We start from the raw sequence: 25,490 nt of genomic DNA, 5'->3' as shown, positions 1-25,490 counted from the left end.
CGCCGGCCGTTCAGAACTTGTTGACCATGCGCGATGCGTGATGCTTGCGATCACACCCGCACGTGACGCACTTACTTCGAGCGCCGCTTCACCTCGCGCACCGCGCCGCGCGCGGCGCTGGTGGTGAGCGCGGCGTAGGCCTGAAGCGCGGTCGAGACGTTGCGCTTGCGGCCGATCGCCTGCCATGCGGCATCGCCCTTCGCCTCTTCCACGGCGCGGCGCCTGGCGAGCTCCTCGTCGAAGACCTCCAGCGTGATGCTGCGGTTCGGGATGTCGATGGCGATGCGATCGCCGGTCCTGACCAGACCGATGTTGCCGCCTTCGGCCGCTTCCGGCGACAGATGGCCGATCGACAGGCCCGACGAGCCGCCCGAGAAGCGTCCGTCGGTGACGAGCGCGCAGGCTTTGCCGAGGCCCATCGATTTCAGATAGCTGGTCGGATACAGCATCTCCTGCATGCCGGGACCGCCGCGCGGGCCTTCATAGATGATCACCACGACCTCGCCGGCAACGACCTTGCCGCCCAGAATGCCTTCCACGGCGGCGTCCTGGCTTTCGAATACGCGGGCGGGGCCGGAGAATTTCAGGATCGAGGCGTCGACGCCGGCGGTCTTCACAATGCAGCCGTCCTGCGCGAGATTGCCGTAGAGCACGGCGAGGCCGCCGTCCTTGCTGAAGGCGTGCTCGAGGTTGCGGACCACGCCCTTCTCGCGGTCGGTATCGAGCTCGTCGTAGCGGCGCTCCTGGCTGAAGGCGACCTGGGTCGGGATGCCGCCGGGCGACGCCCGGAAGAAGGTGCGGACAGACTCGCTCCTGGAGCGCTTGATGTCCCAGCGCTCCAGCGCGTCGCTCATGGTCGGCGCGTGCACGGTCGAGACCGACGTGTCGATCAGGCCGGCGCGGTCGAGCTCGCCCAGGATGCCCATGATGCCGCCGGCACGATGCACGTCCTCGACATGCACGTCGGCAACCGACGGCGCGACCTTGCAAAGGACAGGCACGCGGCGCGACAGCCGGTCGATATCCTGCATGGTGAACTTGACCTCGCCTTCATGGGCGGCGGCGAGCAGATGCAGCACCGTGTTGGTCGAACCGCCCATCGCGATGTCGAGCGTCATCGCGTTCTCGAACGCCTTGAAGTTCGCGACATTGCGCGGCAGCACGCTAGCGTCGTCCTGCTCGTAGTGGCGGCGCACGATATCGACGATGGTGTGGCCGGCCTCGACGAACAAGCGTTTGCGATCGGCGTGGGTTGCGACCACCGTGCCGTTGCCGGGGAGCGCAAGGCCAAGGGCTTCAGTGAGGCAGTTCATCGAATTGGCCGTGAACATGCCCGAGCACGAGCCGCAGGTCGGGCACGCCGAGCGCTCGATCACCTTGACGTCCTCGTCGCTGACCTTGGAGTCGGCGGCTGCGACCATGGCATCGATCAGGTCGACCGCCTTGGTCTTGCCCTGCAGCGTGACCTTGCCGGCCTCCATCGGTCCGCCCGAGACGAACACGGCGGGGATGTTGAGCCGCAGCGCCGCCATCAGCATGCCGGGGGTGATCTTGTCGCAGTTCGAAATGCAGACCATGCCGTCGGCGCAATGGGCATTGACCATGTACTCGACGCTGTCGGCGATCAGCTCGCGCGACGGCAGGCTGTAGAGCATGCCGTCATGGCCCATGGCGATGCCGTCGTCGACCGCGATGGTGTTGAACTCCTTCGCCACGCCGCCGGCCTGCTCGATCTCGCGGGCGACGAGCTGGCCGAGGTCCTTGAGATGGACGTGGCCGGGCACGAACTGGGTGAAGGAATTGACCACCGCGATGATCGGCTTGCCGAAATCGCCGTCCTTCATGCCGGTCGCGCGCCAGAGGCCGCGGGCGCCCGCCATGTTGCGGCCGTGGGTGGTGGTGCGGGAGCGATAGGCTGGCATGGCGGTTTCCGTCGTCGGGTTTGGCTGGCCGGGCGCGGCAAAATTTCGAAGCCGCCTCAGGCCTTTCCGGCCGGATAGCGCACGGGGGGAACGCGCGCAACGGGAACTTGGGCCGGACAGGGCTCCCCTGCTCCCGGCGCGTGGGCACCGGCGGATCTGCGCCGTCATGCCCGGGCTTGTCCCGGGCATCCACGTTCTTGATGCGGAAAGGTCGTGGATGGCCGGGACAAGCCCGGCCATGACGGAATTATTGCAGTTCGGGATCGAGCCGGTCGGCGATCACGGAGACCGGCAGCGTGGTCACGACGATGGTGGTCGCCGGTGCCGGCATGATGAGGGCCACATGCGCTCGCGCGCTTGCATTGGTTTCAGGCAACCGCGCGTGCAGGCGCATGCGCCGCGAAAATTCAAGCGCGATGAAATCCGTAGTGATCCGGAATGGAATCCTATTCCGATGTCGCGTACATCGCGGTACATCGATCGGCGGCCTTCCAAGGGCATCACCCTCTGATCGCGCACCACGGGGTTGGGGACCACATGGGGCGGGGATCAAAGGCTGGGGCAAGGTTACGAGGTCCGGACCTAGGCACTCCGGACCTCGGGACTTTCTAGTTTGAACGTGATTTCGCGCCGCCGGTTTGATCAGCCGTGCGGCGCGAAGTCGTTTTGGCGTCGTTATGCCGACACGGCGCTAGCGTGTCTGCGGCTCGATCGTCACCGTGCAGTCGCCCTGCCCTTGCGTCGCGACCACGATGTTGCCCGCGGGAGCGCCGAGGGCGATCGGCGCGGATGAGCCGCCGCCGGGCATCTGGACAGTCACGCTCAGGGAGTCCGTTCGCGCGGTCGAGCCCACGGTCGAGGGTTCTGCCTGGGCCACATTACCCGAGGCGTCACGCCGCATGATCTGGCAGTTCACATTGCTGCCCCCGGCGGCCGCCATGCTCGATGAGGTGCCGCCGCTCATCTGGGCGCGGGCTCGTGAGGGATCGCGGGGCACCTGGCTGACGATGCGATGCGTCCGCGGCTCCACAATGACGACGTCGTCGCCCGTCGAAAAATATTCGTAGTCCCGATACTCGGGCTCGATCGCGACGATCTCGGGCGGAAGCCTGTGGAGGCGCACGCGCGAGGGAATGGTTTCACCGACCCGGATCGAGATGTTCAGATTACGCTCCGGCTCCGCCAGGCGTGCGCGGCTCACCGTTTCGGAGATCCGCACCTGCTTCTCGGACGTCACCTGGGTCTGCTGATTGGCCTGCGTGTTGGTCTGGGGCGTCTGATTGGCTTGATTGGTCTGCGTGCCTGAAGTGGCAGGCGCGGTCTGCGCATTGTTGGTCGGGGCCGTCCGGTTCGTGTCGGTCGCTGTGGCCGGTCGGTTGTTCTGTTGCGCCGGCTGCTGCTGCTCGGCCGCGTTGCGCGGCGGCTGGGTCTGGTTGCGCTCGTTCTGGTTGGCCGCAGCTCCCGTGCGCTCGTTCTGCTGGCCAGACGTGCCGGACTTGGACTTCTCGGACTCGGCCGTTGATTTCTGCGGCGCGGACTTGTCCTGCTTCGTCTCGGCGCTGTTCTTGCCGTCGCGTCCCGGTTTCGGGCTCTCCGCCTCACGGTTGCGATCGCGCGAAGGCTCACGAGATTCCTGGGCCTGATCCTTCGACTTCGGCTGGCTGCGCTCGGCAGAACTGGCCGGCTGGCGCTTGTCGTCACTCGCGTCCTGCTTGGCAGCGCCGCCCTTCTCCTCGCGGCCCGCACCCTGCAATCGCTCCTGGGCGCCCTGCGCGCGCTCTTGAACCCGTTCTTGGGCGCCGCCGCGTTGCGGCCCGGCACCTTTCGCCGGCTCCTCGGTCCGTCTCGGCTCGTCCCTTCGCTCACCGGGCGCCTGGGCGTAGGCGAAGCCGGAAGCAAGCATCAGTCCGATAGCCGCGGTCGATAACATCAAGTGCTTGCGCATGGTCCCTCTCCTGGAAAATTCGCAACGACAGACGCGAACGTTCTGTGGGTGCGAAGGTTCCTGATCAGGAACGAGGGCTGATCACGCGGGTCTCACATCGGGTCCTTCAGCGTGAGCCGCGCCGTGAATGTCACGCTGGTCTTGCCAACCAGCGCCATGCCTTCGACTTCGGCGCCGTCGGCGGAATAGTCGCCGGAAAAGCCGCAGGTCACTTCCCTGCCGCCGAACGCGAGCGGCTTGCCGACGGCCTCGGTGTGCTGATTGACGGTCATGTCGCCGCGCCATTTCCCGTTCCGGAAGGTGTAGCTGCCGGTGTAGTAGAAATAGCTGTCGCCGCCCATGATGCGGCCATCGCAGAGCACGACGACGCCTTTGGCCTGGCCGCGCTTGCCGTCGCGCATCTCGATCTCAAAGATGTAGAGGCCGTTGAGGACCTTCTGTGGGTTGCCGCCCTGCTCGGGCCCATCGCCGGCCGACATCGCTCATTTCCCGTTCAAACCGGCACATTCCGCTCGAGATCTTCAAGCCACGCCGCAGCGCTCGAATCCGACGGCGCACGCCAGTCGCCGCGCGGCGACAACGAGCCGCCGGCCGAAACCTTGGGTCCGTTCGGCATCGCCGAGCGCTTGAACTGGCTGAAAGCGAAGAAGCGGCGCAAGAACACCTCCAGCCAGCGGCGTATTTCCTTGAGATCGTAGGCCTTGCGCTTGTCGGTCGGAAATGCCGGCGGCCACTCGCCCTGGGCAACGTCTTTCCAGGCCTGCAGCGCCATAAAGGCGATCTTGGACGGCCGCATGCCGAACCGCAGCGTGTAGAACAGGTTGAAATCCTGGAGCTCGTAGGGGCCGACCGAAGCTTCCGTGCTCTGCGGCTTCTCGCCCGGCTCAGCCGGAACCAGCTCCGGCGAGATTTCGGCCGACAGGATCGATCCAAGCGTTTGGTTGACGTCGTCGCTGAACTGCTTGGAAGCAATCACCCAGCGGATCAGATGCTGGATCAGCGTCTTCGGCACTCCGGCATTGACGTTATAGTGCGCCATCTGATCGCCGACGCCGTAGGTGCACCAGCCCAGTGCGAGCTCGGAAAGATCGCCGGTGCCGATCACGAGGCCACCATGATGGTTGGCGAGCCGGAACAGATAGTCCGTGCGCAGGCCCGCCTGCACGTTCTCGAATGTGACGTCGTAGACCTTCTCGCCCTTGCCGAAGGGATGGCCGATGTCCTTCAGCATCTGCGTCGCCGTGGTGCGAATGTCGAGTTCCTGCCAACTCGTCTGCAGCGCCGTCATTAGCCCCAGCGCATTGGTCTTGCTGTCGCTGCCGGTGGCAAAGCCCGGCATGGTGTAGGCGAGAATGTTCTCTCGCGGCAGGCCAAGAAGGTCGACGGCCTTGGCGGCGACGATCAAGGCGTGGGTAGAATCGAGTCCGCCAGAGACGCCGATAACGACGCGCTTGGTACCGGTCGCACGCATGCGCTGGACAAGGCCCGCGACCTGAATGTTGTAGGCCTCATAGCAGTCCTGCTCGAGCAGGCTCTCGTCGCTCGGCACGAACGGAAAGCGCTCGACCTTGCGCAGGAAGCCGATATCGGCGGCCGGGGGCTTCAAGGCGAAGCCGACTTTTCGGAAGAAGGCTTCGCGCTGCCGGCGATTGTCATCGAACGTACCCATCAGCGCGCGTTCCTGCCTGAGCAGGTCGAGATCGACGTCGGCCAGCGTGATCTGGCCGCCCTGCCGGAACCGCTCGCCCTCGGCCAGCAGCACGCCGTTCTCGTAGATCGAGGTCTGGCCGTCCCAGGCCAAATCCGTGGTCGATTCCCCTGCCCCTGCGGCGGAATAGACGTAAGCCGCGAGGCAGCGGGCTGAAGTCGATTGGCACAAGAGCGCGCGCGAGCGGGCGCGGCCGATCGTGATCGGGCTGCCCGAGAGATTGATCAGCACGCTCGCACCCGCGAGCGCGAGCTCGGAGGCCGGCGTCACCGGGATCCACATGTCCTCGCAGATCTCGACGCCGATGGTCAGGCCCGGAACGTCCTCGGCTGCGAACAGGAGGTCGACGCCGAACGGGGCATGCAGCCCGCCAAAGGCGACCATCTCTCCGACGATGCCGGCGCCGGAGGCGAAATGCCGCCCCTCGTAGAATTCGCGATAGGTCGGCAGGTAGCTCTTGGGCACCACGCCGAGGATCTTGCCGCGATGGATGACGACCGCGCAATTGTAGATCCGATTGCCAAAGCGCAGCGGCGCGCCAACGATCAGGACGGTCATCAGGGACGAGGATGCCTCGACGACGGCCACAAGCCCGCGCTCGACCGCATCGAGCAGCGGATCCTGCTTCACGAGATCTTCGATTGCATAGCCGGACAGGCCGAGCTCGGGAAACACGGCAACTGCCACCGACTGCGCGTGGCAGTCCTTCGCCGCCGCCAGAACCGCAGCTGCGTTGGCCGTCGGATCAGCCACATGAGAGGTGGTGACGCAGGCCGCCACGCGCGCAAATCCGTGGGCATAGATCGAGTGGAAACTCATCGAGCAAAGTCCCTTTGTCTCGTCGCGACCGGCCTCCGCCAGCTCTGGACTCCATTTAACCCATCGACATGGCCCCGTGCAGGTCATTCAACGGCATGCATAACGGATTTGCAGCTTCGCTGCCCGGCCGTGCCCTTGAGGCAGTCTCAGGCTCTGCGCGCCAGCATGCCGGGCAGATCGTCGCGCAGCCACTCGGCGATCCGGGGCCAGGCATGGGCGTGGGTCCGCGCGCCCATGAACAGGCCAAGATGGTTGCTGGGCTGGGAGGCCGCCGCAATGAAGGCCGGCGGTGTGCCGAGCAAGCCGGCGGTGGCGAGCGCCTGCGCAGCCGGCACGACGTCGTCATCGAGTCCGGCCAAAAGGAAGACCGGCGCCTTCACGTCCTTCAGATCAATCCCGCGGCCGAGTGCCGTGAACTGGCCGCGCGCGATCCGGTTCTCCCGGAAAATCCAGTTGACGATCTCGAGATAATAGGTGCCGGGCAGATTGAGGGGCTCGGCATTCCAGCGCTCGAAGCGCGCCAGCAGCGCCGCACCGTCCTCGCCGGAGAGGTCGCTCTGCAGCGCCGTCGCGATGTCGTCGCGGCTCGGTGCCTTCGACCAGACCCGCAGCATCTCTTCGCCGCTGACATTGCCGCCGCCGCGGGCGACGAGCTGGTCGTAGACCATCTCCGGCGCGTTGCGGGCGAGCTGCGACAGCCTGGAGTCAATGGAGAGGTCGACGGGCGCGCCAGCCAGTACCAGCCGCCGCACCTTGGCGGGAAAGCGCGCCGCATAGAGCAGCGAGAGCCAGCCACCCTGGCACAGGCCGACGAGATCGACCGGCGCGCCGATTTCGTCGATGGCGACGTTGAGATCACCGAGATAGCTGTCGATCGAGAGATAGCGCATGTCGGGTGCGGCCGAGCGCCAGTCGGTGAGATAGACCCGGTCGATGCCGCCATTTTGCAGGGACTGCACAACGCTGTGGCCGGGCGCGAAGTCGGCGATCAGGGCCCGGTGCAGCGCATAGGGCGCGCAGACCAGTGCCGGCTGGCCGGCCCCCGTCCGCGCGCAATTGCGCAGGCGCATGGTCGCAAGCTCCAGCGCGACGGAGTTGGGCGTGGTCCAAGGCAGGCTGCTGTCGGCCAGCTCCGACGGGCCGCGCTCGAGCCATCCAAAGCAGGCGTCCATGGCAATCCGCGCCGCAGCGAACGGCCACAGCAGCGGGTCATCCGGGACCGGCTCCGGTGCGCGCAGCTGTTTGCCGGTCTTCTCCGCCATGGCTATCCCACGGTCCTCACAGGAAGGCCTCGAAGCTGACGAGCGAAATACCGCGCCCGCGAAAACTCTGATGGGTCGCGGCCACCGAGCCGTCGAGATCGATGCCGCGGCAGGCGTCCTCGATGACGGCGACCTCGAACCCGGCCTTGCGGGCATCGTCCGCCGAGAAGCGAACGCAGAAGTCGAACGCGAGGCCGGCGACGAAGACGGTGTTCAACTCGCGTTCGCGCAAATATCCGAGCAGGCCGGTCGGCGTTGTCCTGTCGTTCTCGAACAGCGCCGAATAGGAATCGATGCCGCGCCGAAATCCCTTCCGCACCACCAGATTTGCGCGGGTGACGTCGAGATCGCGATGAAATTCGGCGCCTGCGGTGCCCTGCACGCAATGGCTCGGCCACAGCACCTGGACGCCGTAGTCGAGCACGATGGTCTGGAACGGCTGTTTGCCCGCATGGTTCGGCGCAAAGGAGACATGATCGCGGGGATGCCAGTCCTGGGTCAGCACCACATTGGCGAATTTTTGGGCGATCCGATTGATGGCGGGGACGACCTTCTCGCCGCCGGGCACGGCGAGCGCCCCGCCCGTGCAAAAATCGTTCTGCACGTCGATGACCAGCAGCACGTCGCGGTCGGAAATCTTCATCGCAAGGTCCATTCCAGGCCATCCGCGCGAGCGGCGCCGAAGGCACGTCTGCAGTGTCGATCTTCCCGGGCTGCTTCGCAACCAACGAGAAGGTGCGGCGATCTGCGCGAATGCGCCCCGTCGGTCCCGGGATGCAACGGTTTGGGCTGATGCGTGTTGACTAGATCCACCCGGGGACGGATTCTGACAGCCGTTCGCGTCTTGCGATCGGATAGAGCGGAGGAAGCGGTTCCCGCAGCCGGAAAGGCTGCGGCAGCCATACGCACATGACCATCGGCAAGACAGGACAGATTCTTCTCGCCGATATCGGCGGCACCAATGCGCGCTTCGCGCTCAGTCAGGGCGATCAGACCGGACCGATCGACTACGTCAAAGTGGCAGACTTCCCGACCGTCCGGGAAGCCATTGCCGATGTTCTCGCGCGTCGCTGCCACGGCCAACCGCCCCCAAGGGCCGTGCTGGCCGTCGCAGGACCGGTGACCAACAACCGCTGCGTCATGACCAACAGCCCATGGGTCATCGACGGCAACGAGCTTCAGCCGGCCCTCGGCTTCGACAGCGTCCATGTTCTTAACGATTTCGAGGTGGTGGCCTGGTCCCTGCCCGCCCTGCAGCCCGCCGACCTGATCCCGCTCGGCGGACAGGATGGCCTTCCCGGAGAGCCGTTGCTGGTGGTTGGCCCCGGAACCGGCTTTGGCGTGTCCTGCCTGGTCGAGCGCCACGGCTCACGGCTGGCCGTCGTCACCGAGGCAGGCCACGCGACCCTGCCGGCGGAGGACGAGCGCGAGGAACGCGTGATCGCGTGCATGCGCCGACGCCTCGGCCATGTCTCCATCGAGCGTGGCGCGTTGTCCGGTTCGGGCCTGCAAAGCCTGTACGAGGCGCTGGCCGAGGTGGAAGGCGCTCAGGTGCCGCATCGCGATGCTGCCGCCATCACGAAGGCCGCCCTGGAAGGCAGTTGCGAGCTCAGCCGCAAGACGCTGGAGATGTTTTGCGCCATCCTCGGCTCGGTCGCGGGCAATCTCGCGGTGACCTTCGGCGCACGCGGCGGCGTTTATATCGCCGGCGGAATCGTGCCGCGCTTTCCTGACTTCCTCGCAGCCTCCGCATTCCGGGCGCGCTTCGAAGCCAAGGGACGCTTCCAGGACTATCTGCGCGACATCCCGACCAGACTGGTCACGAAACCTGATGCGAGTTTCCTCGGCCTGACGATGTTCGCGGAGCACAACCAGCCTTAAACGGCGCGCGCCTCCGTCCGCGGGTTCCAGTCATGCACAGCTGATTGCGCGGCACGCGCGCGCGACGCGGGATCGTGCTTGCGCGCACGTCCCGGATGAGAAACAATCCTAGCTTGTGCGTGGCGTAGTTGCGGGGGCGTGACATGCGTAAGCAGGATCTGGGTTTCGACTATCACCGCTATCACCGCCTGCTGCTCGAGGCGGACGACGAGGGCAAGCGGCTGGCCCTGATCGAGCTCTTGATCGAGGAAAAGGCGCGTGACCGCCTCGCAGCCCAGCGCGCTTCGGACCGCGCCGCCATGACGGCCCACACCATCGCCACGGTGCTGAAGAACGGGCGCCACTGAAACGCGTGATCGCACTCCAGTGCCCGAAAATGCGGTATCGATTGCGATTTCGTTAACGATCCCTCGAAAGCTCGCGTCAAACTTTTTGCTCTAGGAGTTCCCCACCTGATCCAATTCAGGGGCAACAAAGGGGGGAATGAACATGAGCATGATTTCGATCGCCGCGATGCCGGCCACCAGCGAAACGCGTTTGGCCGATTCTTCGTTTTCTTCGTTCAAGACCATCTTGCTGTTTTGCTGCACGGGCCTGGTCGCCTCGTTCGGCCTGATGGCGCGCGGCATCGATCTCGGCGCCGGCCTGATGTGAAGCCGCGACGAATTCCGTCGCGAAATGGCCGCCCCTGTGGGCGGCCATTTTCATTTTGGTCTCAGTTCGGCGTCTTCGCTGCCGCTTCCGGAAACATCGAATCGATCATCGCCTTGAGCTGATCGATCGAAATCGGCTTGCGCAGGATCGGCCGGCGCCTGAGCAAGGACGGCAGCAGCTCCGGACCGTAGCCCGTGGCGAACAAAAACGGCTTCCCGCGACGCTCGATCAGATCGGCGACCGGATCGACGTAGAGGCCCTTGAGATTGATGTCGAGGATCGCAAGATCGTACTGCGCGGTCATGGCGAAAGCGCTGGCGTCCCGAACATTATCCGCTTCCGCGATGACGTGGTGGCCGAGTTCCTCCACCATGTCCGTCATCATCATCCGGATCAACGTCTCGTCTTCGACCAGGAAAACGGAGAGTCCGTCCGCCATATCAACCCCGCCCATCAGCTTCCCAAGCTAATCATAACCGAATCGCGAAGAGGATTCACTAATTCGTGGCGGGGTCCGTTAATTCGACCCGCCCGATCCGATTCCACTTGATCAATCCAATCCTCGTTCGTGGCTGAGCCGCACCATCTCCTGCACGAACACCTGCTTTTGTTTGTCATCGAGGCTCGAATAGAGGGGCTCGGCGGCGTCGGCGACATTGCGCTGGTCGGCAGCGCGGTCGATCAGGAATTGGGCCTCGTTGCGCATCTGCTCGACGATGTCGTCGGGAGGATCCCGCTTGGCGCGCGCAACCCGCAGGTTGAGCCGCTCGGCACCGTTATGCCCGAGGTAGTGCATGGCGCTCGAGAAACCGTACCAGTGCTTCTCCTGCTCGGGCGTGAGGTTCAGCTCGGTCTTGATCCGCTCGATATAGGAGTCGCTGTTGGTGACGATCTGGTCGGCGGTCAATTGCGGCGCGCCGGTCTGGGTGAGGACCGTGACATCCTTGTCCTGCGGCGCGTTCTTCGCCTCCTTGCTCGCCTTGGCGCCCTTGCCCGCCTTGGCGCTCTTGGCTTCTTTGTCCTTGCCGGCGCCCTGCTTGGCGTCCTTGGCCGCATCCTTGCTTGCATCCTTGCTCGGATCTCTGGCGGCAGGCGCCTGATTGCCATTATTGCCAACGCCGAGCACGCCGGTGAAAACACCGACCACGCCGCCGATCGCGCCGCCAAGCACGCCGCCGACCGGACCCGCCGCCTTGTTCCCGGCCGCCGCTCCTTCCTGAACCCCTTTGACCAGGCCTTGAGCGTTCGCCACCGCGGCTGCGCCGAGCAGCAACACGAAAACGGACCCCAGCGCGAACCATCGTCGCAGGTAAAGCCGCGCGGGCGGCGCCGGGTTGATCATTCTGGTCTCCATCTCGATCTGATTAGGCTCTTGGGGATGAGAACCACCCGCCAGCTGCAACTCTATCGTTTTCACCGCTTCGAGGTCTAGGCGCCGACAAATGCTATCCACGCCCGAAAAGTGTTTGCCGCGAGGTGCTTATGCAGGCTCCTTGGAAACTGCGGCGTAATTGCGCACATGTCGGTCGGGCGCGCCAGCGCCAAGTGTGCGTCGCAAAACAACCGGCCGTGGTTCATGGTCCGCGCATGAGGTCGAGGGCGCTGCCGCGTTCCCGGACACAACGTTAGTTCTAGGCGCAAGCCGTTCGGTTTTCTCGACAGACGCAATCAATCATGATCTGATCGCGCTACCAATTTGCCTTCGAAGCCGACGGCATCAACAAGAAACGTCGAACAAGAAACTTTCGAAAAGAAAATCAAAAGCAGAACTCGGAAGAGTTCAGAGGAACGCCAGAACAATAAAACACCCAAGCGAGGAAACGAGATGTCACGCAAGACACTGACGCGACGTCAATTTGTGGCTGCCACTGCAATGTCCTCCGCGGCGCTGATCACGGCGCCCTATGTCCGAGGCGCTTACGCCGCCGGCAAGCTCTCGATCGGCTTCTGGGACCACTGGGTGCCCGGCGCCAACGATGCCTCCACCGCGCTCGTCAAGGAATGGGGCGAGAAGGAGAAGGTCGAAGTCTCGATCGACTACATCACCAGCAACAACAAGAAGATCGAGCTGACGGCAGCGGCCGAAGCCCAGGCCAAGTCCGGTCACGACATTCTCCAGATGCCGAGCTGGTGGCCGCACGCCTATTCCGAGAATCTCGAACCGCTCAACGACGTCATGGAGCCGCTCATCAAGCAGAACGGCGAGGTGAACGACACCGTCAAATATCTCGGGCGGTCGGGCGGCAAATGGCTCGCAGTGCCCGCGACGCCGGGAAGCCAGATCAAGGGCCCCTGCTCCCGCATAGATCTCATGAAGAAACACGCCGGCATCGACGTGCAGGAGATGTATCCAGTCGGCGCTCCGCCGAAAGCAGACAACTGGACCATGGAGACGTTCCTGAAGGCGGCCGAGGCCTGCCACAAGGCCGGCTTCCCCTTCGGCATCGGTCTCGGCGAGACCACCGACAGCGTCGACACCGCCGGCGCGATCTTCCAGTCGTTCGGCGCCGAGCTCGTCAACGCCAAGGGCGATATCACCGTCAAGACCGATGCAGTGCGGCAGGCGCTCGAATTCTACAAGAAGCTGATCGCCGTCCTGCCCACCGACGCGCCGTCCTGGGACGATGCCTCCAACAACAAATGGCTGATCTCGGGCCGCGGGGCGATGATCCTGAATCCGCCGAGTGCCTGGGCGGTCGCCAAGCGCGACGCACCGCAAGTCGCCGAACAGTGCTGGACGCACGGCTTCCCGTCCGGTCCGAAGGGACGTTTTGCGCCCTTCCTGCCGTACTTCTGGGGCGTCTGGGCCTTTGGCAAGAACAAGGAAGCGGCCAAGAGCTTGCTTGTTCACCTGTCCTCGCCGGCGGCGATCGAGAAGTTCGTCGCGGCAAGCGGCGGGTACGATCTCCCGGCCTACGCGAACATGACGAAGTTCAAGACCTGGGCCGAGGAAGGGCCGCCGAAGGGCACGCTCTTCCACTATCCGGATCCCTACAAGCAGCAGACGATGTCGATCGCCGCGTCTCCGGCGCCGCCGAAGATCGCCCAGCAGATCTACTTCCAGGCGACGCTGACCAAGATGGCGCTGCGCTTTGCGCAAGGAGAGAAGTTGGAAACCGCGCTCGCCTGGGCCGAAGGCGAGTGCGAAGGCTTCATGCGAACCTGAGCCGGGTATGTGCCATGGCGGTTCACGCTTCGCGCGTGAGCCGCCGAGGCCCCACTCGCTCGATCCGCTTGCCGAATGAAGCCGACGGCTGCGCCGGCTTCGCCGTCCTACATGTCCTGCTACGTGTCCTGCAAAAGAGGCTAACGTCATGGCCGATGTCGTCGTTGAGCAAGGCCGTCCCGCTCGAGCTGCGAGCCCGCGCAAACGGGCGAGCCTGCGCAATGCAATGGGACGGAAATCGACCGTCGCGTTCTTCCTGACGCTGCCGCTGATCCTCCTGATCGCCCTGCTCGTGCTCTATCCCGCCTTCTATTCGGTCTACCTGGCGACGCTGAACAAGGCGATGACGAAGTTCGTCGGTCTCAGCAACTTCACCTTCCTGTTCAAGCGCGAAACGTTCTGGATGGTGGTGAGACAGTCCTGCATTTTTGCGATTACCGCCGTGGTCTTCAAGGCGCTGATCGGCTTCATCGTCGCGCATTTCGTCCACAACATTCCCGGCAAGAAGCAACGTAAATGGCGCGGCATGCTGCTGGTGCCTTGGGTGATCCCACCGGCGATGAGCACGCTGGCATGGCTGTGGCTGTTCGATCCCTCCTACAGCGCCTTCAACTATACGCTGTCGTTCTTCGGCATCGGTCCGATCCCGTGGCTCGGTGACACCTTCTGGGCGCGTTTCTCCGTCATCCTCGTCAACGTCTGGTACGGCGCGCCGTTCTTCCTGATCATGTACCTGGCCGCCTTGAAATCCGTACCCGACCAGCTCTACGAAGCCGCAGCGATCGACGGCGCCAATTGGTGGCAGAAGATCTGGCACATCACCCTGCCGATGATGCGCAACATCATCGCCATCACCACGCTGTTCTCGCTGATCGTCACTTTCGCCAATTTCGACATCGTGCGCATCCTCACCTCCGGCGGTCCGCTGGACCGGACGCATTTGTTCGCCACCTGGGCGTTCCAGGTCGGCATCCAGAGCAGCGACATTCCGCTCGGCGCCTGCGTCTCGCTGTTCATGGTGCCGATCCTCGCCGTCGCAGCGGTCTTCATCCTGCGCGATGTCAACAAACGTGGGAACGAAGCCTGATGAGCACGCTCGCAATCGACAAGGCCGGACCGACACGCAAGGTCAAGCTTCGAAGCATGAGCCGCGACCGCACCTGGGCGTTGCGCTGGTCCTACTTTTTCCTGGTGCTGTTTGCGATCTTCTTCCTGATCCCGCCGATCTACATGCTGATCACCTCGCTCAAGAGCAGCGCGGAGATCTCGGCCGCCACCAATCCGTGGTGGGTATTTCATCCGACGCTGTCGAACTATGTGGAGCTATTGACCTCGAACCAGTTCCTGCGATTCTTCTGGAATTCGTCGATGATCTCGATCGTGGTCGTGATCGTGACGATGCTGATCAGCATTCCGGCGGCGTTTGCATTGGCGCGGATGAAGTTCTGGGGCTCGGCGACGCTCGCGACCGGGGTCTTTCTCACCTATCTGATCCCGGACAGCCTCCTGTTCATTCCCTTGTTCAAGATGCTCGCGGTGGTCCAGGACGTCACCGGCATCACCCTTCTCAACCGCTGGTACGTGCTGGTGTTCATCTATCCGACGCTGACCGTGCCGTTCTGCACCTGGATCATGATCGGTTATTTCGCCTCGATCCCGAAGGAGCTGGACGAGGCGGCTCTCATCGACGGCGCCTCCTGGCTCCAGACCCTGACGCGGATTTTCATTCCGGTTGCCCTCCCTGGCCTGATCGCAGCGACCATCTTCGCCTTCACCGTGTCCTGGGCGCAGTTCCTCTATCCGCTGGTGTTCACGACATCCATCGACCAGCTCGTGCTGCCGGTCGGCATCACCACCACGCTGATCAAGGGCGACGTCTTCAACTGGGGGCAGATCATGACCGGCGCGCTGCTTGGCGCTGCCCCGCCGCTGGTCATCTACGCCTTCCTGATGGACTATTACATTGCCGGCCTGACCGCCGGCGCCACAAAGGGTTGATGTCTTATGGCTGAGGTTGCGTTGCGGAAGGTGGTCAAGCGTTACGACGACGTCGAGGCGGTGCGCGGCATCGATCTCGACATCTCTGACCATGAGTTCATCGTGCTCGTCGGCCCCTCCGGCTGCGGCAAGTCGACGACCTTGCGGATGATCGCGGGACTCGAGGACATCACCGACGGCGACATCATGATCGGCGGGGACGTCGTCAACGACGTGCCGCCGAAGGACCGCGACATCGCGATGGTGTTTCAGAACTACGCGCTCTACCCGCACATGACGGTCGCGGAGAACATGTCGTTCGGGCTGCGGCTCAAGCACTATCCCAAGGCCGAGATCAAGGCGCGGGTGACGGAAGCCGCCCGCCTCCTCGACATCACCGACCTGATCGACCGCAAGCCGAAGCAGCTCTCCGGCGGCCAGCGCCAGCGCGTCGCCATGGGGCGGGCCATCGTGCGCAACCCAAAGGTCTTCCTGTTCGACGAACCGCTGTCCAATCTCGACGCCAAGCTGCGCGTGCAGATGCGGATCGAGATCAAGAAGGTGCACCAGAAAGTGCGCACCACGACGGTCTACGTCACCCACGACCAGGTCGAGGCGATGACGCTGGCTGATCGCGTCGTGGTGATGAACAAGGGTCGGATCGAGCAGATCGGCACCCCGAACGAGCTCTACCACAAGCCGGCGACGCGCTTCGTCGCGGGCTTCATTGGCTCGCCGGCGATGAACTTCATTCCGTGCCGTCTCGAGGACGTCGGCGGCAAGCTCAACGTCCGCCTGACGGATCGCATCTCATTCCCGTTGCCGCCGGCCCGCGCCGCCCGTTACAGCGCGCTGCCCCGATCTGAAAACCTGTTGCTCGGCATCCGTCCCGAACATCTCACGGAATCGCATGCGCATCTCGAGCCGGGTGTCGAGACCTTCGACACCGTGCTTGATGTCACCGAGCCGATGGGAATGGAGACGCTGGTCTATTTCGGACTGGAAGGCACGCCCGTCTGCGGCCGTGTCGATCCCAATGCGGGCGCCAAGGACGGAGCACCCATGCGTTTGGCGATGGACCTCAACAATATGCACCTGCTAAACGAGGCGACCGGCGCCGTCTTGTGACGGCCGGCCAAGAAACTCGCGCAGGTAGGGACGATGTCGACCAACAAGAAGAAAATTTTTGTCACGCAAACTTTGTCGCAAGGGGCGCGCGCCCTCCTCACCCAGCGAGATGATATCGAGCTCATCGAGTTTCCGAACCTGATCTCCGCCAGGGATTTCGAGGCCTTGCTGAAGAGCCACGCGCCGGTCCATGGCGTGGCGCTCGGCGCCACCGCTTTCGGCGAGACCGAGCTCGAAGCCTCGAAGGACATGAAGGTGGTGACCCGGATCGGCGTCGGTTACGACGCCGTCGACGTCCCCGCCCTCTCCCGCCGCAAGGTGCCGCTGATGGTCGCCGGCAGCGCGAACTCGCCCTCGGTCGCCGAACAGGCGCTGTTCATGATGCTGACACTGGCAAAACGCGCGCAGGAGATGCACGCCTGCGTGAAAGACGGCAAATGGGCGGACCGTCTCGGCATGCTGCCGTTCGATCTCTACGGCAAGACCGTCCTCATCATCGGCTTCGGCCGCATCGGCACCCGCACCGCCAAGCGCTGCCTGGCGATGGACATGAATGTGCAGGTCTATGATCCCTACAAGGCAGCCGCAGAGATCAAGGCAGCAGGCTGCGAGCCGGTCGCCGATCTCGATGCCGCGCTGCCTCACGCCGATTTCGTCACCATCCACTGCCCGAAGACGCCGGAGACAGTCGGCCTGTTCGATGCGGCGCGGATCGGCCGGATGAAGCCGAAATCCTACCTCATCAACACCGCACGCGGCGGCATCGTGAAGGAGGCGGCGCTGTACGACGCGCTGGTCTCGGGCAAGCTCGCCGGTGCCGGCATCGACGTGTTCGAGGTGGAGCCGCCACCGGTCAGCAACGCGCTGTTCGCGCTGCCCAACGTCATCATGGCTCCCCACGTCGCCGGCGTGACGGTCGAGGCGGTGAGCCGGATGAGCGAGCAGACCGCGCGCAACATCCTGAGTGTGCTGGACGGCGATCCTATCCGGCAGAACATCATCAATCAGGATGTCCTGGGCTGAGCGCATCTCCGGGCTAGGCGGTTCTCCTGGGCGGGCGGCTGCCCCCCGCCTTCGGAACGCCAGAATGAGTCCCATTTTGGTGCAGATCGAGCCCTCACTCAGCCTTAATCAAACCCGCGTAATAGGTCCGGCCGCGGCGGCGGTGGGACAGACTTGCCGGCCGCGTCGAGCTGGAGGATGGACCCTTGTCAGAGATCGACCCGACCGACCACGCGTTGGCGACCATCGCCAGCATCCTGGAGCATCCTGAACCCGTCCTCGTCGTGCGCGAGACCGAGACTGTCACCGTGACTGAAATGGTGGTTGCTGGTGAGCATGGGGTCGCGGACGAGCACCCGATGGTCGACGAGCATCCGGTGGTCGAGGAGCAGCCGCTGGTGCCGGAGCACGCCGACGCCGACGGCTACAGCAAGGTCGGCCCCGGGCCGATGGTGGCGATCCGTCTGAAATGGACGGTCCATCGCGGCGATGACGGCCAGTTCTACGTCCACGAGACCATCGGCGAGCAGTCCGTGCCCGTGGTCAGCGGCCCGATGACCGGCGAAGCCGCGGTGCATTTCGTCGACGCGCATGAGGACGAGGCGCATCGGCGCTTCGAAGAGCTGCGCAGCGAGATCGCCGGCCGCAGCTCGCTCGCCGATTACGAGCGCAAGGGCGAAGCCTAGCGCGCTCTCGCGCGAAGTGGATGCCGGTTCGGCTTATCGTCGTCCGAGATAATCCTTCTTCACGAGCTCGACGCCTGCGTGCCGTAACAGGTCGTAGGCGGTCGTGACGTGAAAGAAGAACTGCGGAACGCTGAAGGTCAGCAGCAGCGTCCGCCCGGTGAAGGGCAACTCGGTCCCGTTCTTCAGCCTGAAGAAGACATTCCGCTCCGCCGCAGCATTGATCTCTGCGCGCGGCAGGCTTTCGATGAACTCGATTGACGTCGCGATGCGGGCCTGGAGCCCGGCCATGTCGTGCTCCAGCACCGGCAGCGCCACCGGCTCGCGGTCGGCGAGCAAGGCCGCGGCGACCGTGGCGTGGCGACAGGCCTCGCCGATCTGTTGCGCCAGATCGTACATGTCGGGCGCCATGCGCATGCCGAGCAGGACGGCCGGGTTGAACTTCCGGGCCTCGGCATAGGCAACGCCCTTGTCGAGCAATGCGGAGAGGTTGCGCAGATACGGCACGAAGAGTCCGACCGAGGCGTCATACATTGAGATCGTCACTTCAAAATTCCCTTCAATTCCGCCTCGCCAGAGACGGGCATCTGGTCTAAATCCAGGCCTCAAGACAGGCCTCGAGAGCTGCACAATGACAGCTTGGACATGGGTGGAAAAGAGATGATCGTTCGAATGACCATTCGAATTCTGGCGACTTTGGCCGTGGTCCTGCTGGCAAACCTTTCGGCCCACGCACAGCAGACGGCGCCGTCCCGCCTCGACGAGATAGTCAAGCGCGGCACTTTGCGCGTCGGCATGACTGGCGACTACAAGCCCTTCACCTATCTCGACAAGACGACGCAGCAATTCAGTGGCTTCGATGTCGACATGGCGGAGGCACTCGGCAAGGCGCTCGGCGTCAAGGTCGAATTCGTGCCGACGGCCTGGCCGAAGCTGATGAAGGATTTCGAGGCCGATCAGTTCGACATCGCCATGGGCGGCGTCTCGGTCACGCTCGACCGGCAGAAGAAGGGCTTCTTCTCCACGCCGATCATGCGCGAGGGCAAGACGCCGATCGCGCGCTGTGCCGATGTCGGCAAATACCAGAGCATCACCGACATCGACAAGAAGGGCACCCGCGTGATCGTCAATCCCGGCGGCACCAACGAGCGCTTCGCGCGTGCCAACATCAAGGACGCCGACATCACCGTCTTCCCGGACAATACCGTGATCTTCGACGAGATCGCCAAGGGCAATGCCGACCTGATGATGACCGACGCCTCGGAGACGCGCTACCAGCAGAAGCAGCATCAAGGCGTGCTCTGCGCGGTGCATCCCGACAAGCCGTTCGATTTTTCCGAGAAGGCCTATTGGCTCCAGCGCGACATGGCGCTGAAGGCCTTCGTCGATCAATGGCTGCATATTTCGATGCAGGACGGCAGCTACAAGAAGATCTACGCCGCCTGGTTCGATTAGGGCCGCGTCCTCCTGTCGCTTGTGCCGGCCAAACTTTGGACCGGCTCCGGTGTTATTGAACCCGAAACGCAGAAGCCACGACTCATACGGTGACAGTGATCTAGATCACTTTTTGCGATCGAACCGGGGCGTATGCGTCGGTGCGGGGACCACCTGTTTCAGGAGATGCGAAATGAGGAAGCTGTTGGCCACGGCCGCATTCCTTTTGGCGAGCACCGCTGCGCAGGCGCAGTACACCTTCGACTATGGCGGGCGCACCATCCGCATTGATCCCGACCGCGGCACGGTGCAAATCCCCGGCGTCTACGACAACACCGGCCAGGGCAAGGCGAAGAAAGCCAAGAACGATGCCAAGGGGGCTCCCAAAGCGGACCCGCAGGCACCGCAACAGGCCAAGGCTGATCCGCAGCCGCCTGCCAATCCGGCGCCGGCCCCAACACCTGTCACGGCGCCGCCCGCGGCCGAGCAGGCCCCTGTCCAAGCTCCCGTCCAAGCCCCCGTGGCCGTGGCGCCTCCTGCCCCGCCAGCGCCTCCGGCCACCACGGCTAACAAGGCTCCGGCCGAAGAGGCGCTTGTGCCGCCGCCTCAGCCGGCCCCAAGTGCTGCCCCGACGGTGGCCGCAGTACCGCCCGCCCCGCCTCCACCGCCCGCCCCGACGGTCGCAGTCGCGCCGCCGGCGCCATCTCGGCCTCCCGTCCCGGCGCCTGCTCCCGTTCAGTCGGCCGCCGTCGCGCCGCCGGCTACCCCAACCGCGGCCACGCGCGACCTCAATTCACCGCTCGGCGTCTGGCTCACCGAGGAGAAGGAAGGCAAGGTCCGCATCGAGCAATGCGGCAGCAATCTCTGCGGCTACTCGGTCGATTCGAAATCGAACCAGAATGGCGAGCAGGTTCTGATCAACATGAAGCCCGGCAAGGACCAGAACAAGGACCCAAAATGGTCCGGCCGGATCCTCGATCCGAACTCCGGCTCGACCTACGATTCAACCATCGCGCTGAAGGGCACCGATCGCCTGCGCGTGCAGGGCTGCGCCTTCGGCGGCATGTTCTGCGGCGGCCAGACCTGGACGCGGGTGAACTGACTTCCCGCGACACTCTGACCGAGACAAAGGGCCCGCAATGCGGGCCCTTTTGCTTTTGCCCCTCGATTTCCGGGATGTGCGCGACATCACAGAGCCCGTCGCGCGCGTGACAGCCCTCACATCGCCGGTTCCGCGTCCGTGACACGATCCCCGCATGATCAACCCTAGGGGCGTGTCATGAACGGATTTCGCAAGGCTCTCTTCGCCACAATCATAGTCATCGCGTTGCCGGCCGCGCAGGCCAGCGCCAGCACATTCGACGGCGCATGGAATGTCCGCATCTCGTCATCGAGCGAGACCTGCGGCAACGGCTCGACCGTCGCCATCGGCATCAACAACGGTCAGATCGCCTCGAGCAGCGCAATGGTGACGGCGTCGGGCCGCGTCGCGGATGCCGGCAGCATCAATGTCACCTTGAGCACCGGCATCAAGCGCGCCGTCGGCTTCGGCCGCCTCAGCGGCACCTCCGGCTCCGGCACGTGGCGCGGCAGCATGTGCACGGGAACGTGGACCGCCGAGCGGATGTAAGGTGTCGTGCCCCGGACAAGCAGCGACGAGAAGCGTTGCTGCGCAGAGCCGGGACTCAGCAGTCCTGATGCCGTCAAAAGTTTTGGGCCCCGGATCGGCGACGCATCGCCGCGGGGCGATGCGTCTTGTCCGGGGCACGAGAGCTAGCCCAACGCGGCCCCATACTCCGCGTCGCTCACCGGCTCCAGCCACGTCGAATAGACGCCGTCGAGCGCTTCTTGCATGGCGATATGGCACATGCCGTTGGTCGGCGATCCGCCGTGCCAGTGCACCTCACCCGGCGGAATCCAGACGGTGTCGCCGGGACGGATCTCCCTGACGGGCCCGCCTTTGGTCTGAACGCGGCCGACACCGGAGATGACGTAGAGGGTCTGCCCGAGCGGATGATGATGCCAGTTGGTGCGTGCGCCAGGCTCGAACGAGACACGCGAGCAGTTCAGCCGTGCCGGCGCGGGCGCCATGATCACCGGGTCCTGCCAGACGGTGCCGGTGAAATTTTCCTTGGGCGCGCGGCGGGTCAGCCGCGTGCCTGCAACAGTGATCTCCATTGGGATTACCTCGCTTCTTTCCCGATTACTTCTTGCTTGCTGCGTAGCGCGCCTTGGTCTCGGCGTTCATGGGATAGAGGCCCGGGAGCACCGCGCCATTGTTCACCTCGTTGACGATCCAGGCTTCCATCCGCTCCTGCTCGACACCCTCGTTGAGCACTTGTTCGAGCATCGCCTGCGGGATCAGCACGCAGCCGTCCTGGTCGGCAACAACGATGTCGTTCGGGAACACCGCAACGCCGCCGCAGCCGATCGGCTCGCCCCAGCCGACGAAGGTCAGACCGGCGACTGACGGCGGCGCGGCATAGCCGTCGCACCAGACCGGCAGGTTGGTGCCGAGCACGCCCTCGACGTCACGCACGACACCGTCGGTGACGAGTGCGGTGACGCCGCGCTTCATCATGCGCGCGCATAGGATGTCGCCAAAGATGCCGGCGTCGGTGATGCCCATGGCGTCGACCACGGCGATGCAGCCCTCCGGCATTGCCTCGATCGCGGTGCGGGTCGAGATCGGCGACGACCATGACTCCGGCGTCGCCAGATCCTCCCGCGCCGGCACGAAGCGCAGCGTGAAGGCCGGTCCCACCAGGCGCGGCAGACCCGGACGCAGCGGACGCGCGCCGCGCATCCAGATGTTGCGCAGGCCCTTCTTCAGCAGGACCGTGGTGATGGTGGCAGTGGTGATGCCGGCGAGGGTCTTGCGGGCTTCGGGGGACAGCGACATGGAAACAGACGAGCTCCGGATGGGCGGGAAAGAACGCGCGCATCTTGCGGGGTGCGGGCCTTGCGTCAAGGGCCAATAGGATACCAATCATGCAGGGCCGCAGCGCAGTTATGCGTCGCGATAACAAGGGTTTATCGCCTCCCCCTGCATTAATTTATTGGACTTGCGGGCGCATTTACGCGAAGCAGGGACAAGCGGAGCTCAAGGCCGAGCCCGCGTATCTCCAGAAGCCCGATTTCGACAGCCCATGTCCGCGACGCTTCCCCCGCCCCGCCTGCTGCCCAGTGGCGACAGCGCCGTCACGGTCGAGTTCAGCCGTACCATCGACGACGACGCCAACCAGCGCGTGCTGGCGCTCGACAAGGCGCTCGCAGCGAGTCCGATCGATGGCATCACCGAGTCCGTGCCGACCTATCGCTCGCTGCTGGTGCATTACGATCCCGGCAAGATCGGCTTTGATGAACTTGGCGAAAAGCTGCTCGCGCTCGCCAGCCAGCCGCTGCCGCCGGCCACCAAGGCCCGCCGATGGCGAATTCCCGTCGCCTATGGCGGCGAGCACGGCATCGACCTCGAGGACGTCGCGAAGGCGCTGAACACCACACCCGACGACATCGTCGCGCGCCACGTCGCCGGCGACTACAAGGTTGCCATGATCGGCTTCACGCCGGGCTGGTCCTATCTCAGCGGCCTCGACAAATCCCTGCAGATGTCGCGGCGGCAGAATCCACGGCTGCTGACGCCTGCCGGCACGATCTCGATCGGCGGCATCCAGGCCGGAATCCAGTGCCTGGCGGCCCCGAGCGGCTGGCACCTGCTCGGCCGCACGCCGGTGCGGACCTATCAGCTCCACCGCAATCCGACCTTCCTCACCGAACCCGGCGATCGCGTGACGTTTTTCGCGATCGACCACAAGACATTCGAGGAACAGGACCGCGCTGCCGAGGCCGGCGAGATCATTGCCGAGCAGGTGGTGGCATGAGCCGGCTCGTGATCGCCAGCATCGGGCCCGCAAGCTCGGTCCAGGACGGCGGACGCCATGGCGCGCAACGCTATGGCCTGACGGTCAGCGGAGCGATGGACCGCCTGTCGCTCGCGGCGGCGAACACGCTTGTCGGCAACGAACCGTTCGCAGCCGCTGTCGAGGTCGGCCCGTTCGGCGCCGCGTTCACCGCGCGCGACGGTGCCGTGCGCGTCGCGATCTCAGGCGCGCCGCGCAATGCGGACATCGCCGGCAGTCCGGTCGCCACGGACACATCGGTGACGCTGAAAGACGGCGAGACGCTGACGCTGGGTTTTGCTCGCGGCGGTGCGTTCACCTATCTGGCGATCGAAGGCGGGATCAAGGGCGAGCCGGTGTTCGGCAGTCTCGCAGTCAACGCCCGTGCCGGTCTCGGCAGCCCCTACCCGCGCCCGCTGCAGGCCGACGACGAATTCAGCGTCGATGCCGCAAGCGGTGCACCGGAACAGCGCATCGAACTGCCGAAGCCGTCGAGCGGTCCGATCCGCGTCCTGCTGGGTCCGCAGGACGACGAGTTCGACGACGCCAACAAGGCGCTGTTCCTCGACAGCGAGTGGAAGATCTCGGCGACCTCCGATCGCATGGGCTACCGGCTGGAAGGTCCCGCGATCAAGCATCTGCACGGCCACAACATCGTCTCCGACGGCACGGTCAACGGCAGCATCCAGGTGCCCGGCAACGGCGCGCCGATCGCGCTGATGATGGATCGCGGCACCTCCGGCGGCTACCCGAAGATCGCGACCGTGATCACGGCCGACGTCGGCCGTCTCGCGCAGACCTCAGCGGGAACGGCGTTCCGCTTCAAGGCGGTCAGCATGGCCGAGGCGCAGGACGAGGCGAAGAAATTTGCGCAGCTGATTCGCAACCTGCCCGATCGCCTGCGTTCTGCCGACACCGTGGCGCTCAACATCGAAGCGCTCAGCGATGCCAACGTCGCGGGCTATGCTGTCAGTGCCGTCGACGCCGGGACCTGGCAGGTCGCGGCCGAGCCGTAAACGACAAGACGACCAGAGACGGAGAGCAACCCATGAAGACGATCGATCTGAATTGCGATCTCGGCGAAGGTTTTGGCGCTTGGGAGATGGGCAATGATGCCGCCATGATCGAGCTGGCGAGCTCGGTCAACGTCGCCTGCGGCTTCCACGCGGGCGACCCCGACATCATGCGCCGAACGGTCGAGCTGGCGAAGGCGCGCGGCGTCTCGGTCGGCGCGCATCCTGGCTATCGCGACCTGCACGGCTTCGGCCGCCATCCGATCGCGGGCCTGAAGGCCTCCGAGATCGAGAACCTCGTCGCCTACCAGATCGGCGCGCTGCAGGCGATCGCGACCGCGGCCGGCCACAAGGTAACGCATGTGAAGGCGCATGGCGCGCTCTCCAACGTCGCCTGCGAGGACGACATGACGGCGAAGGCGATCGCCGCCGGCATCAAGGCGGTCGACCCGAGCCTGATTTTCGTCGTGCTCGCCAATTCCAAGCTGGTGAAGGCCGGCGAAGCCGCCAATCTGCCGATGGTGCACGAGGTGTTCGCCGACCGCGCCTATGAGGACGACGGCAATCTCGTCTCGCGCAAGAAGCCCGGTGCAGTGCTGCATGACGCCAAGGCCATCGCCGACCGCGTGGTGCGCATGGTGCAGGACGGCGCGGTGGTCTCGGTCACCGGCAAGGTCATCAACATGCGCACCGACACGGTCTGCATCCACGGCGATACGCCGGGCGCCGTCGACATCGCGCGCGGTCTGCGGCAGGCTTTGAAGGATGCAGGGATCGAGGTCGCGCCGTTCAAGCGCGGAGCGTGATCAGAACGGGTGTACCGACAGCGTGCCGAACACGATCGCGGCGATGACGGCGAAGGCGCTGTACATTGCGGCATGATGCACGCTCGCACCGGTCCGCCGCGAGAGCGAGCGCGCGTAGAAGTGCAGCCTGGCTTCCGCCGATAGTTCGCGCATGGTCGATCTCCAACGCCCCATTCGGACGATTATGAAGG

Annotated in this window: 27 protein-coding genes; 15 read left to right on the top strand and 12 right to left on the bottom strand. The window is 64.6% G+C overall.

Features of this window, described 5'->3' with window-relative positions:
• Positions 1-71: 71 nt before the first annotated feature.
• From ilvD to pncA, 6 genes are all read right to left on the bottom strand, one after another.
• Positions 72-1,922 (bottom strand): dihydroxy-acid dehydratase, encoded by a 1,851-nt coding sequence (ilvD, locus tag IVA93_RS18800; RefSeq protein ID WP_204511243.1) that lies wholly within the window; start codon positions 1,920-1,922, stop codon positions 72-74.
• A gap of 691 nt (positions 1,923-2,613) precedes the next feature.
• Positions 2,614-3,867 carry a DUF1236 domain-containing protein gene (locus tag IVA93_RS18795; RefSeq protein WP_204511244.1) on the bottom strand — a complete coding sequence of 418 codons (1,254 nt, stop codon included), beginning with the start codon at positions 3,865-3,867 and terminating at the stop codon, positions 2,614-2,616.
• A gap of 92 nt (positions 3,868-3,959) precedes the next feature.
• Positions 3,960-4,346: a GrlR family regulatory protein gene (locus tag IVA93_RS18790; RefSeq protein ID WP_204511245.1), complete on the bottom strand. Its 387-nt coding sequence runs from the start codon at positions 4,344-4,346 to the stop codon at positions 3,960-3,962.
• A gap of 14 nt (positions 4,347-4,360) precedes the next feature.
• The gene (locus IVA93_RS18785; protein ID WP_204511246.1) at positions 4,361-6,394 is read right to left on the bottom strand and encodes an NAD(+) synthase; all 2,034 of its coding nucleotides are present in this window, start codon (positions 6,392-6,394) and stop codon (positions 4,361-4,363) included.
• 146 nt (positions 6,395-6,540) lie between these two features.
• Complete coding sequence (locus tag IVA93_RS18780; protein ID WP_247336697.1) at positions 6,541-7,656, bottom strand: alpha/beta fold hydrolase; 1,116 nt, start codon at positions 7,654-7,656, stop codon at positions 6,541-6,543.
• Between the two features lie 16 nt (positions 7,657-7,672).
• Entirely contained in the window at positions 7,673-8,311 is a 639-nt protein-coding gene (gene pncA, locus IVA93_RS18775) for a bifunctional nicotinamidase/pyrazinamidase (RefSeq protein WP_247789902.1), read from the bottom strand.
• Between the two features lie 254 nt (positions 8,312-8,565).
• On the opposite strand from pncA, the gene glk reads away from it, so the two are divergent.
• From glk to IVA93_RS18760, 3 genes are all read left to right on the top strand, one after another.
• Entirely contained in the window at positions 8,566-9,537 is a 972-nt protein-coding gene (glk, locus tag IVA93_RS18770; protein ID WP_018457895.1) for a glucokinase, read from the top strand.
• Between the two features lie 143 nt (positions 9,538-9,680).
• Positions 9,681-9,884, top strand: a complete 204-nt coding sequence (locus IVA93_RS18765) for a hypothetical protein (protein WP_018457896.1) — start codon at positions 9,681-9,683, stop codon at positions 9,882-9,884.
• A 142-nt stretch (positions 9,885-10,026) separates the two neighbouring features.
• Positions 10,027-10,191 (top strand): hypothetical protein, encoded by a 165-nt coding sequence (locus IVA93_RS18760; protein WP_162847220.1) that lies wholly within the window; start codon positions 10,027-10,029, stop codon positions 10,189-10,191.
• Positions 10,192-10,252: 61 nt separating this feature from the next.
• Here IVA93_RS18760 and IVA93_RS18755 read toward each other — a convergent pair whose 3' ends face one another.
• Together IVA93_RS18755 and IVA93_RS18750 are read right to left on the bottom strand one after the other, a co-directional pair.
• Complete coding sequence (locus IVA93_RS18755; RefSeq protein WP_026233459.1) at positions 10,253-10,630, bottom strand: response regulator; 378 nt, start codon at positions 10,628-10,630, stop codon at positions 10,253-10,255.
• 111 nt (positions 10,631-10,741) lie between these two features.
• Positions 10,742-11,533 carry a Spy/CpxP family protein refolding chaperone gene (locus IVA93_RS18750; protein WP_247539345.1) on the bottom strand — a complete coding sequence of 264 codons (792 nt, stop codon included), beginning with the start codon at positions 11,531-11,533 and terminating at the stop codon, positions 10,742-10,744.
• A 483-nt stretch (positions 11,534-12,016) separates the two neighbouring features.
• Here IVA93_RS18750 and IVA93_RS18745 point away from each other — a divergent pair, with 483 nt between their 5' ends.
• From IVA93_RS18745 to IVA93_RS18720, 6 genes are all read left to right on the top strand, one after another.
• Positions 12,017-13,357: an ABC transporter substrate-binding protein gene (locus tag IVA93_RS18745; RefSeq protein WP_026233460.1), complete on the top strand. Its 1,341-nt coding sequence runs from the start codon at positions 12,017-12,019 to the stop codon at positions 13,355-13,357.
• Positions 13,358-13,505: 148 nt separating this feature from the next.
• Positions 13,506-14,444 (top strand): carbohydrate ABC transporter permease, encoded by a 939-nt coding sequence (locus IVA93_RS18740; protein ID WP_007590928.1) that lies wholly within the window; start codon positions 13,506-13,508, stop codon positions 14,442-14,444.
• Positions 14,444-15,355 carry a carbohydrate ABC transporter permease gene (locus IVA93_RS18735; RefSeq protein WP_018457902.1) on the top strand — a complete coding sequence of 304 codons (912 nt, stop codon included), beginning with the start codon at positions 14,444-14,446 and terminating at the stop codon, positions 15,353-15,355. Before IVA93_RS18740 ends, IVA93_RS18735 begins: the two co-directional genes overlap by 1 nt.
• A 6-nt stretch (positions 15,356-15,361) precedes the next feature.
• Positions 15,362-16,462: an ABC transporter ATP-binding protein gene (locus tag IVA93_RS18730; protein WP_247336700.1), complete on the top strand. Its 1,101-nt coding sequence runs from the start codon at positions 15,362-15,364 to the stop codon at positions 16,460-16,462.
• A 33-nt stretch (positions 16,463-16,495) separates the two neighbouring features.
• A complete protein-coding gene (locus IVA93_RS18725) occupies positions 16,496-17,485 on the top strand; it encodes a hydroxyacid dehydrogenase (RefSeq protein WP_018457904.1) in 990 nt (329 codons plus the stop codon).
• A gap of 185 nt (positions 17,486-17,670) precedes the next feature.
• Positions 17,671-18,150 carry a hypothetical protein gene (locus IVA93_RS18720; protein WP_247336703.1) on the top strand — a complete coding sequence of 160 codons (480 nt, stop codon included), beginning with the start codon at positions 17,671-17,673 and terminating at the stop codon, positions 18,148-18,150.
• A 33-nt stretch (positions 18,151-18,183) separates the two neighbouring features.
• Here IVA93_RS18720 and IVA93_RS18715 read toward each other — a convergent pair whose 3' ends face one another.
• Complete coding sequence (locus IVA93_RS18715; RefSeq protein ID WP_018457906.1) at positions 18,184-18,681, bottom strand: DUF1993 domain-containing protein; 498 nt, start codon at positions 18,679-18,681, stop codon at positions 18,184-18,186.
• 138 nt (positions 18,682-18,819) lie between these two features.
• Here IVA93_RS18715 and IVA93_RS18710 point away from each other — a divergent pair, with 138 nt between their 5' ends.
• The 3 genes from IVA93_RS18710 (at position 18,820) to IVA93_RS18700 (ending at position 21,211) form a co-directional block, all read left to right on the top strand.
• Complete coding sequence (locus IVA93_RS18710; protein ID WP_018457907.1) at positions 18,820-19,602, top strand: transporter substrate-binding domain-containing protein; 783 nt, start codon at positions 18,820-18,822, stop codon at positions 19,600-19,602.
• Between the two features lie 172 nt (positions 19,603-19,774).
• Positions 19,775-20,683 carry a DUF2147 domain-containing protein gene (locus IVA93_RS18705; RefSeq protein WP_247336706.1) on the top strand — a complete coding sequence of 303 codons (909 nt, stop codon included), beginning with the start codon at positions 19,775-19,777 and terminating at the stop codon, positions 20,681-20,683.
• Positions 20,684-20,860: 177 nt separating this feature from the next.
• Entirely contained in the window at positions 20,861-21,211 is a 351-nt protein-coding gene (locus IVA93_RS18700) for a hypothetical protein (protein WP_007590916.1), read from the top strand.
• Positions 21,212-21,354: 143 nt separating this feature from the next.
• Here IVA93_RS18700 and IVA93_RS18695 read toward each other — a convergent pair whose 3' ends face one another.
• Both IVA93_RS18695 and IVA93_RS18690 read right to left on the bottom strand, forming a co-directional pair.
• A complete protein-coding gene (locus tag IVA93_RS18695; protein WP_018457909.1) occupies positions 21,355-21,759 on the bottom strand; it encodes a (R)-mandelonitrile lyase in 405 nt (134 codons plus the stop codon).
• Between the two features lie 25 nt (positions 21,760-21,784).
• Positions 21,785-22,483 (bottom strand): ribonuclease activity regulator RraA, encoded by a 699-nt coding sequence (locus tag IVA93_RS18690; RefSeq protein ID WP_018457910.1) that lies wholly within the window; start codon positions 22,481-22,483, stop codon positions 21,785-21,787.
• Positions 22,484-22,730: 247 nt separating this feature from the next.
• On the opposite strand from IVA93_RS18690, the gene pxpB reads away from it, so the two are divergent.
• The 3 genes from pxpB to IVA93_RS18675 are packed head-to-tail and all read left to right on the top strand — an operon-like array spanning position 22,731 to position 25,299.
• Positions 22,731-23,462 (top strand): 5-oxoprolinase subunit PxpB, encoded by a 732-nt coding sequence (gene pxpB / locus IVA93_RS18685; RefSeq protein ID WP_085353084.1) that lies wholly within the window; start codon positions 22,731-22,733, stop codon positions 23,460-23,462.
• Positions 23,459-24,496 carry a 5-oxoprolinase subunit C family protein gene (locus IVA93_RS18680; RefSeq protein WP_018457912.1) on the top strand — a complete coding sequence of 346 codons (1,038 nt, stop codon included), beginning with the start codon at positions 23,459-23,461 and terminating at the stop codon, positions 24,494-24,496. Before pxpB ends, IVA93_RS18680 begins: the two co-directional genes overlap by 4 nt.
• Before the next feature lie 32 nt (positions 24,497-24,528).
• Positions 24,529-25,299 (top strand): LamB/YcsF family protein, encoded by a 771-nt coding sequence (locus tag IVA93_RS18675; RefSeq protein ID WP_247789901.1) that lies wholly within the window; start codon positions 24,529-24,531, stop codon positions 25,297-25,299.
• On the opposite strand, the gene IVA93_RS18670 is transcribed toward IVA93_RS18675, so the two are convergent.
• Positions 25,300-25,452 (bottom strand): hypothetical protein, encoded by a 153-nt coding sequence (locus tag IVA93_RS18670; RefSeq protein WP_007590908.1) that lies wholly within the window; start codon positions 25,450-25,452, stop codon positions 25,300-25,302.
• Between the last annotated feature and the right edge of the window lie 38 nt (positions 25,453-25,490).

Origin of the sequence: Bradyrhizobium sp. 155, from assembly GCF_023101105.1 — a bacterium.
Lineage (GTDB): Bacteria > Pseudomonadota > Alphaproteobacteria > Rhizobiales > Xanthobacteraceae > Bradyrhizobium > Bradyrhizobium canariense_D.
The sequence above is the reverse complement of the archived record's forward strand: the minus strand, read 5'-3'. Positions and strand labels throughout refer to the sequence as shown.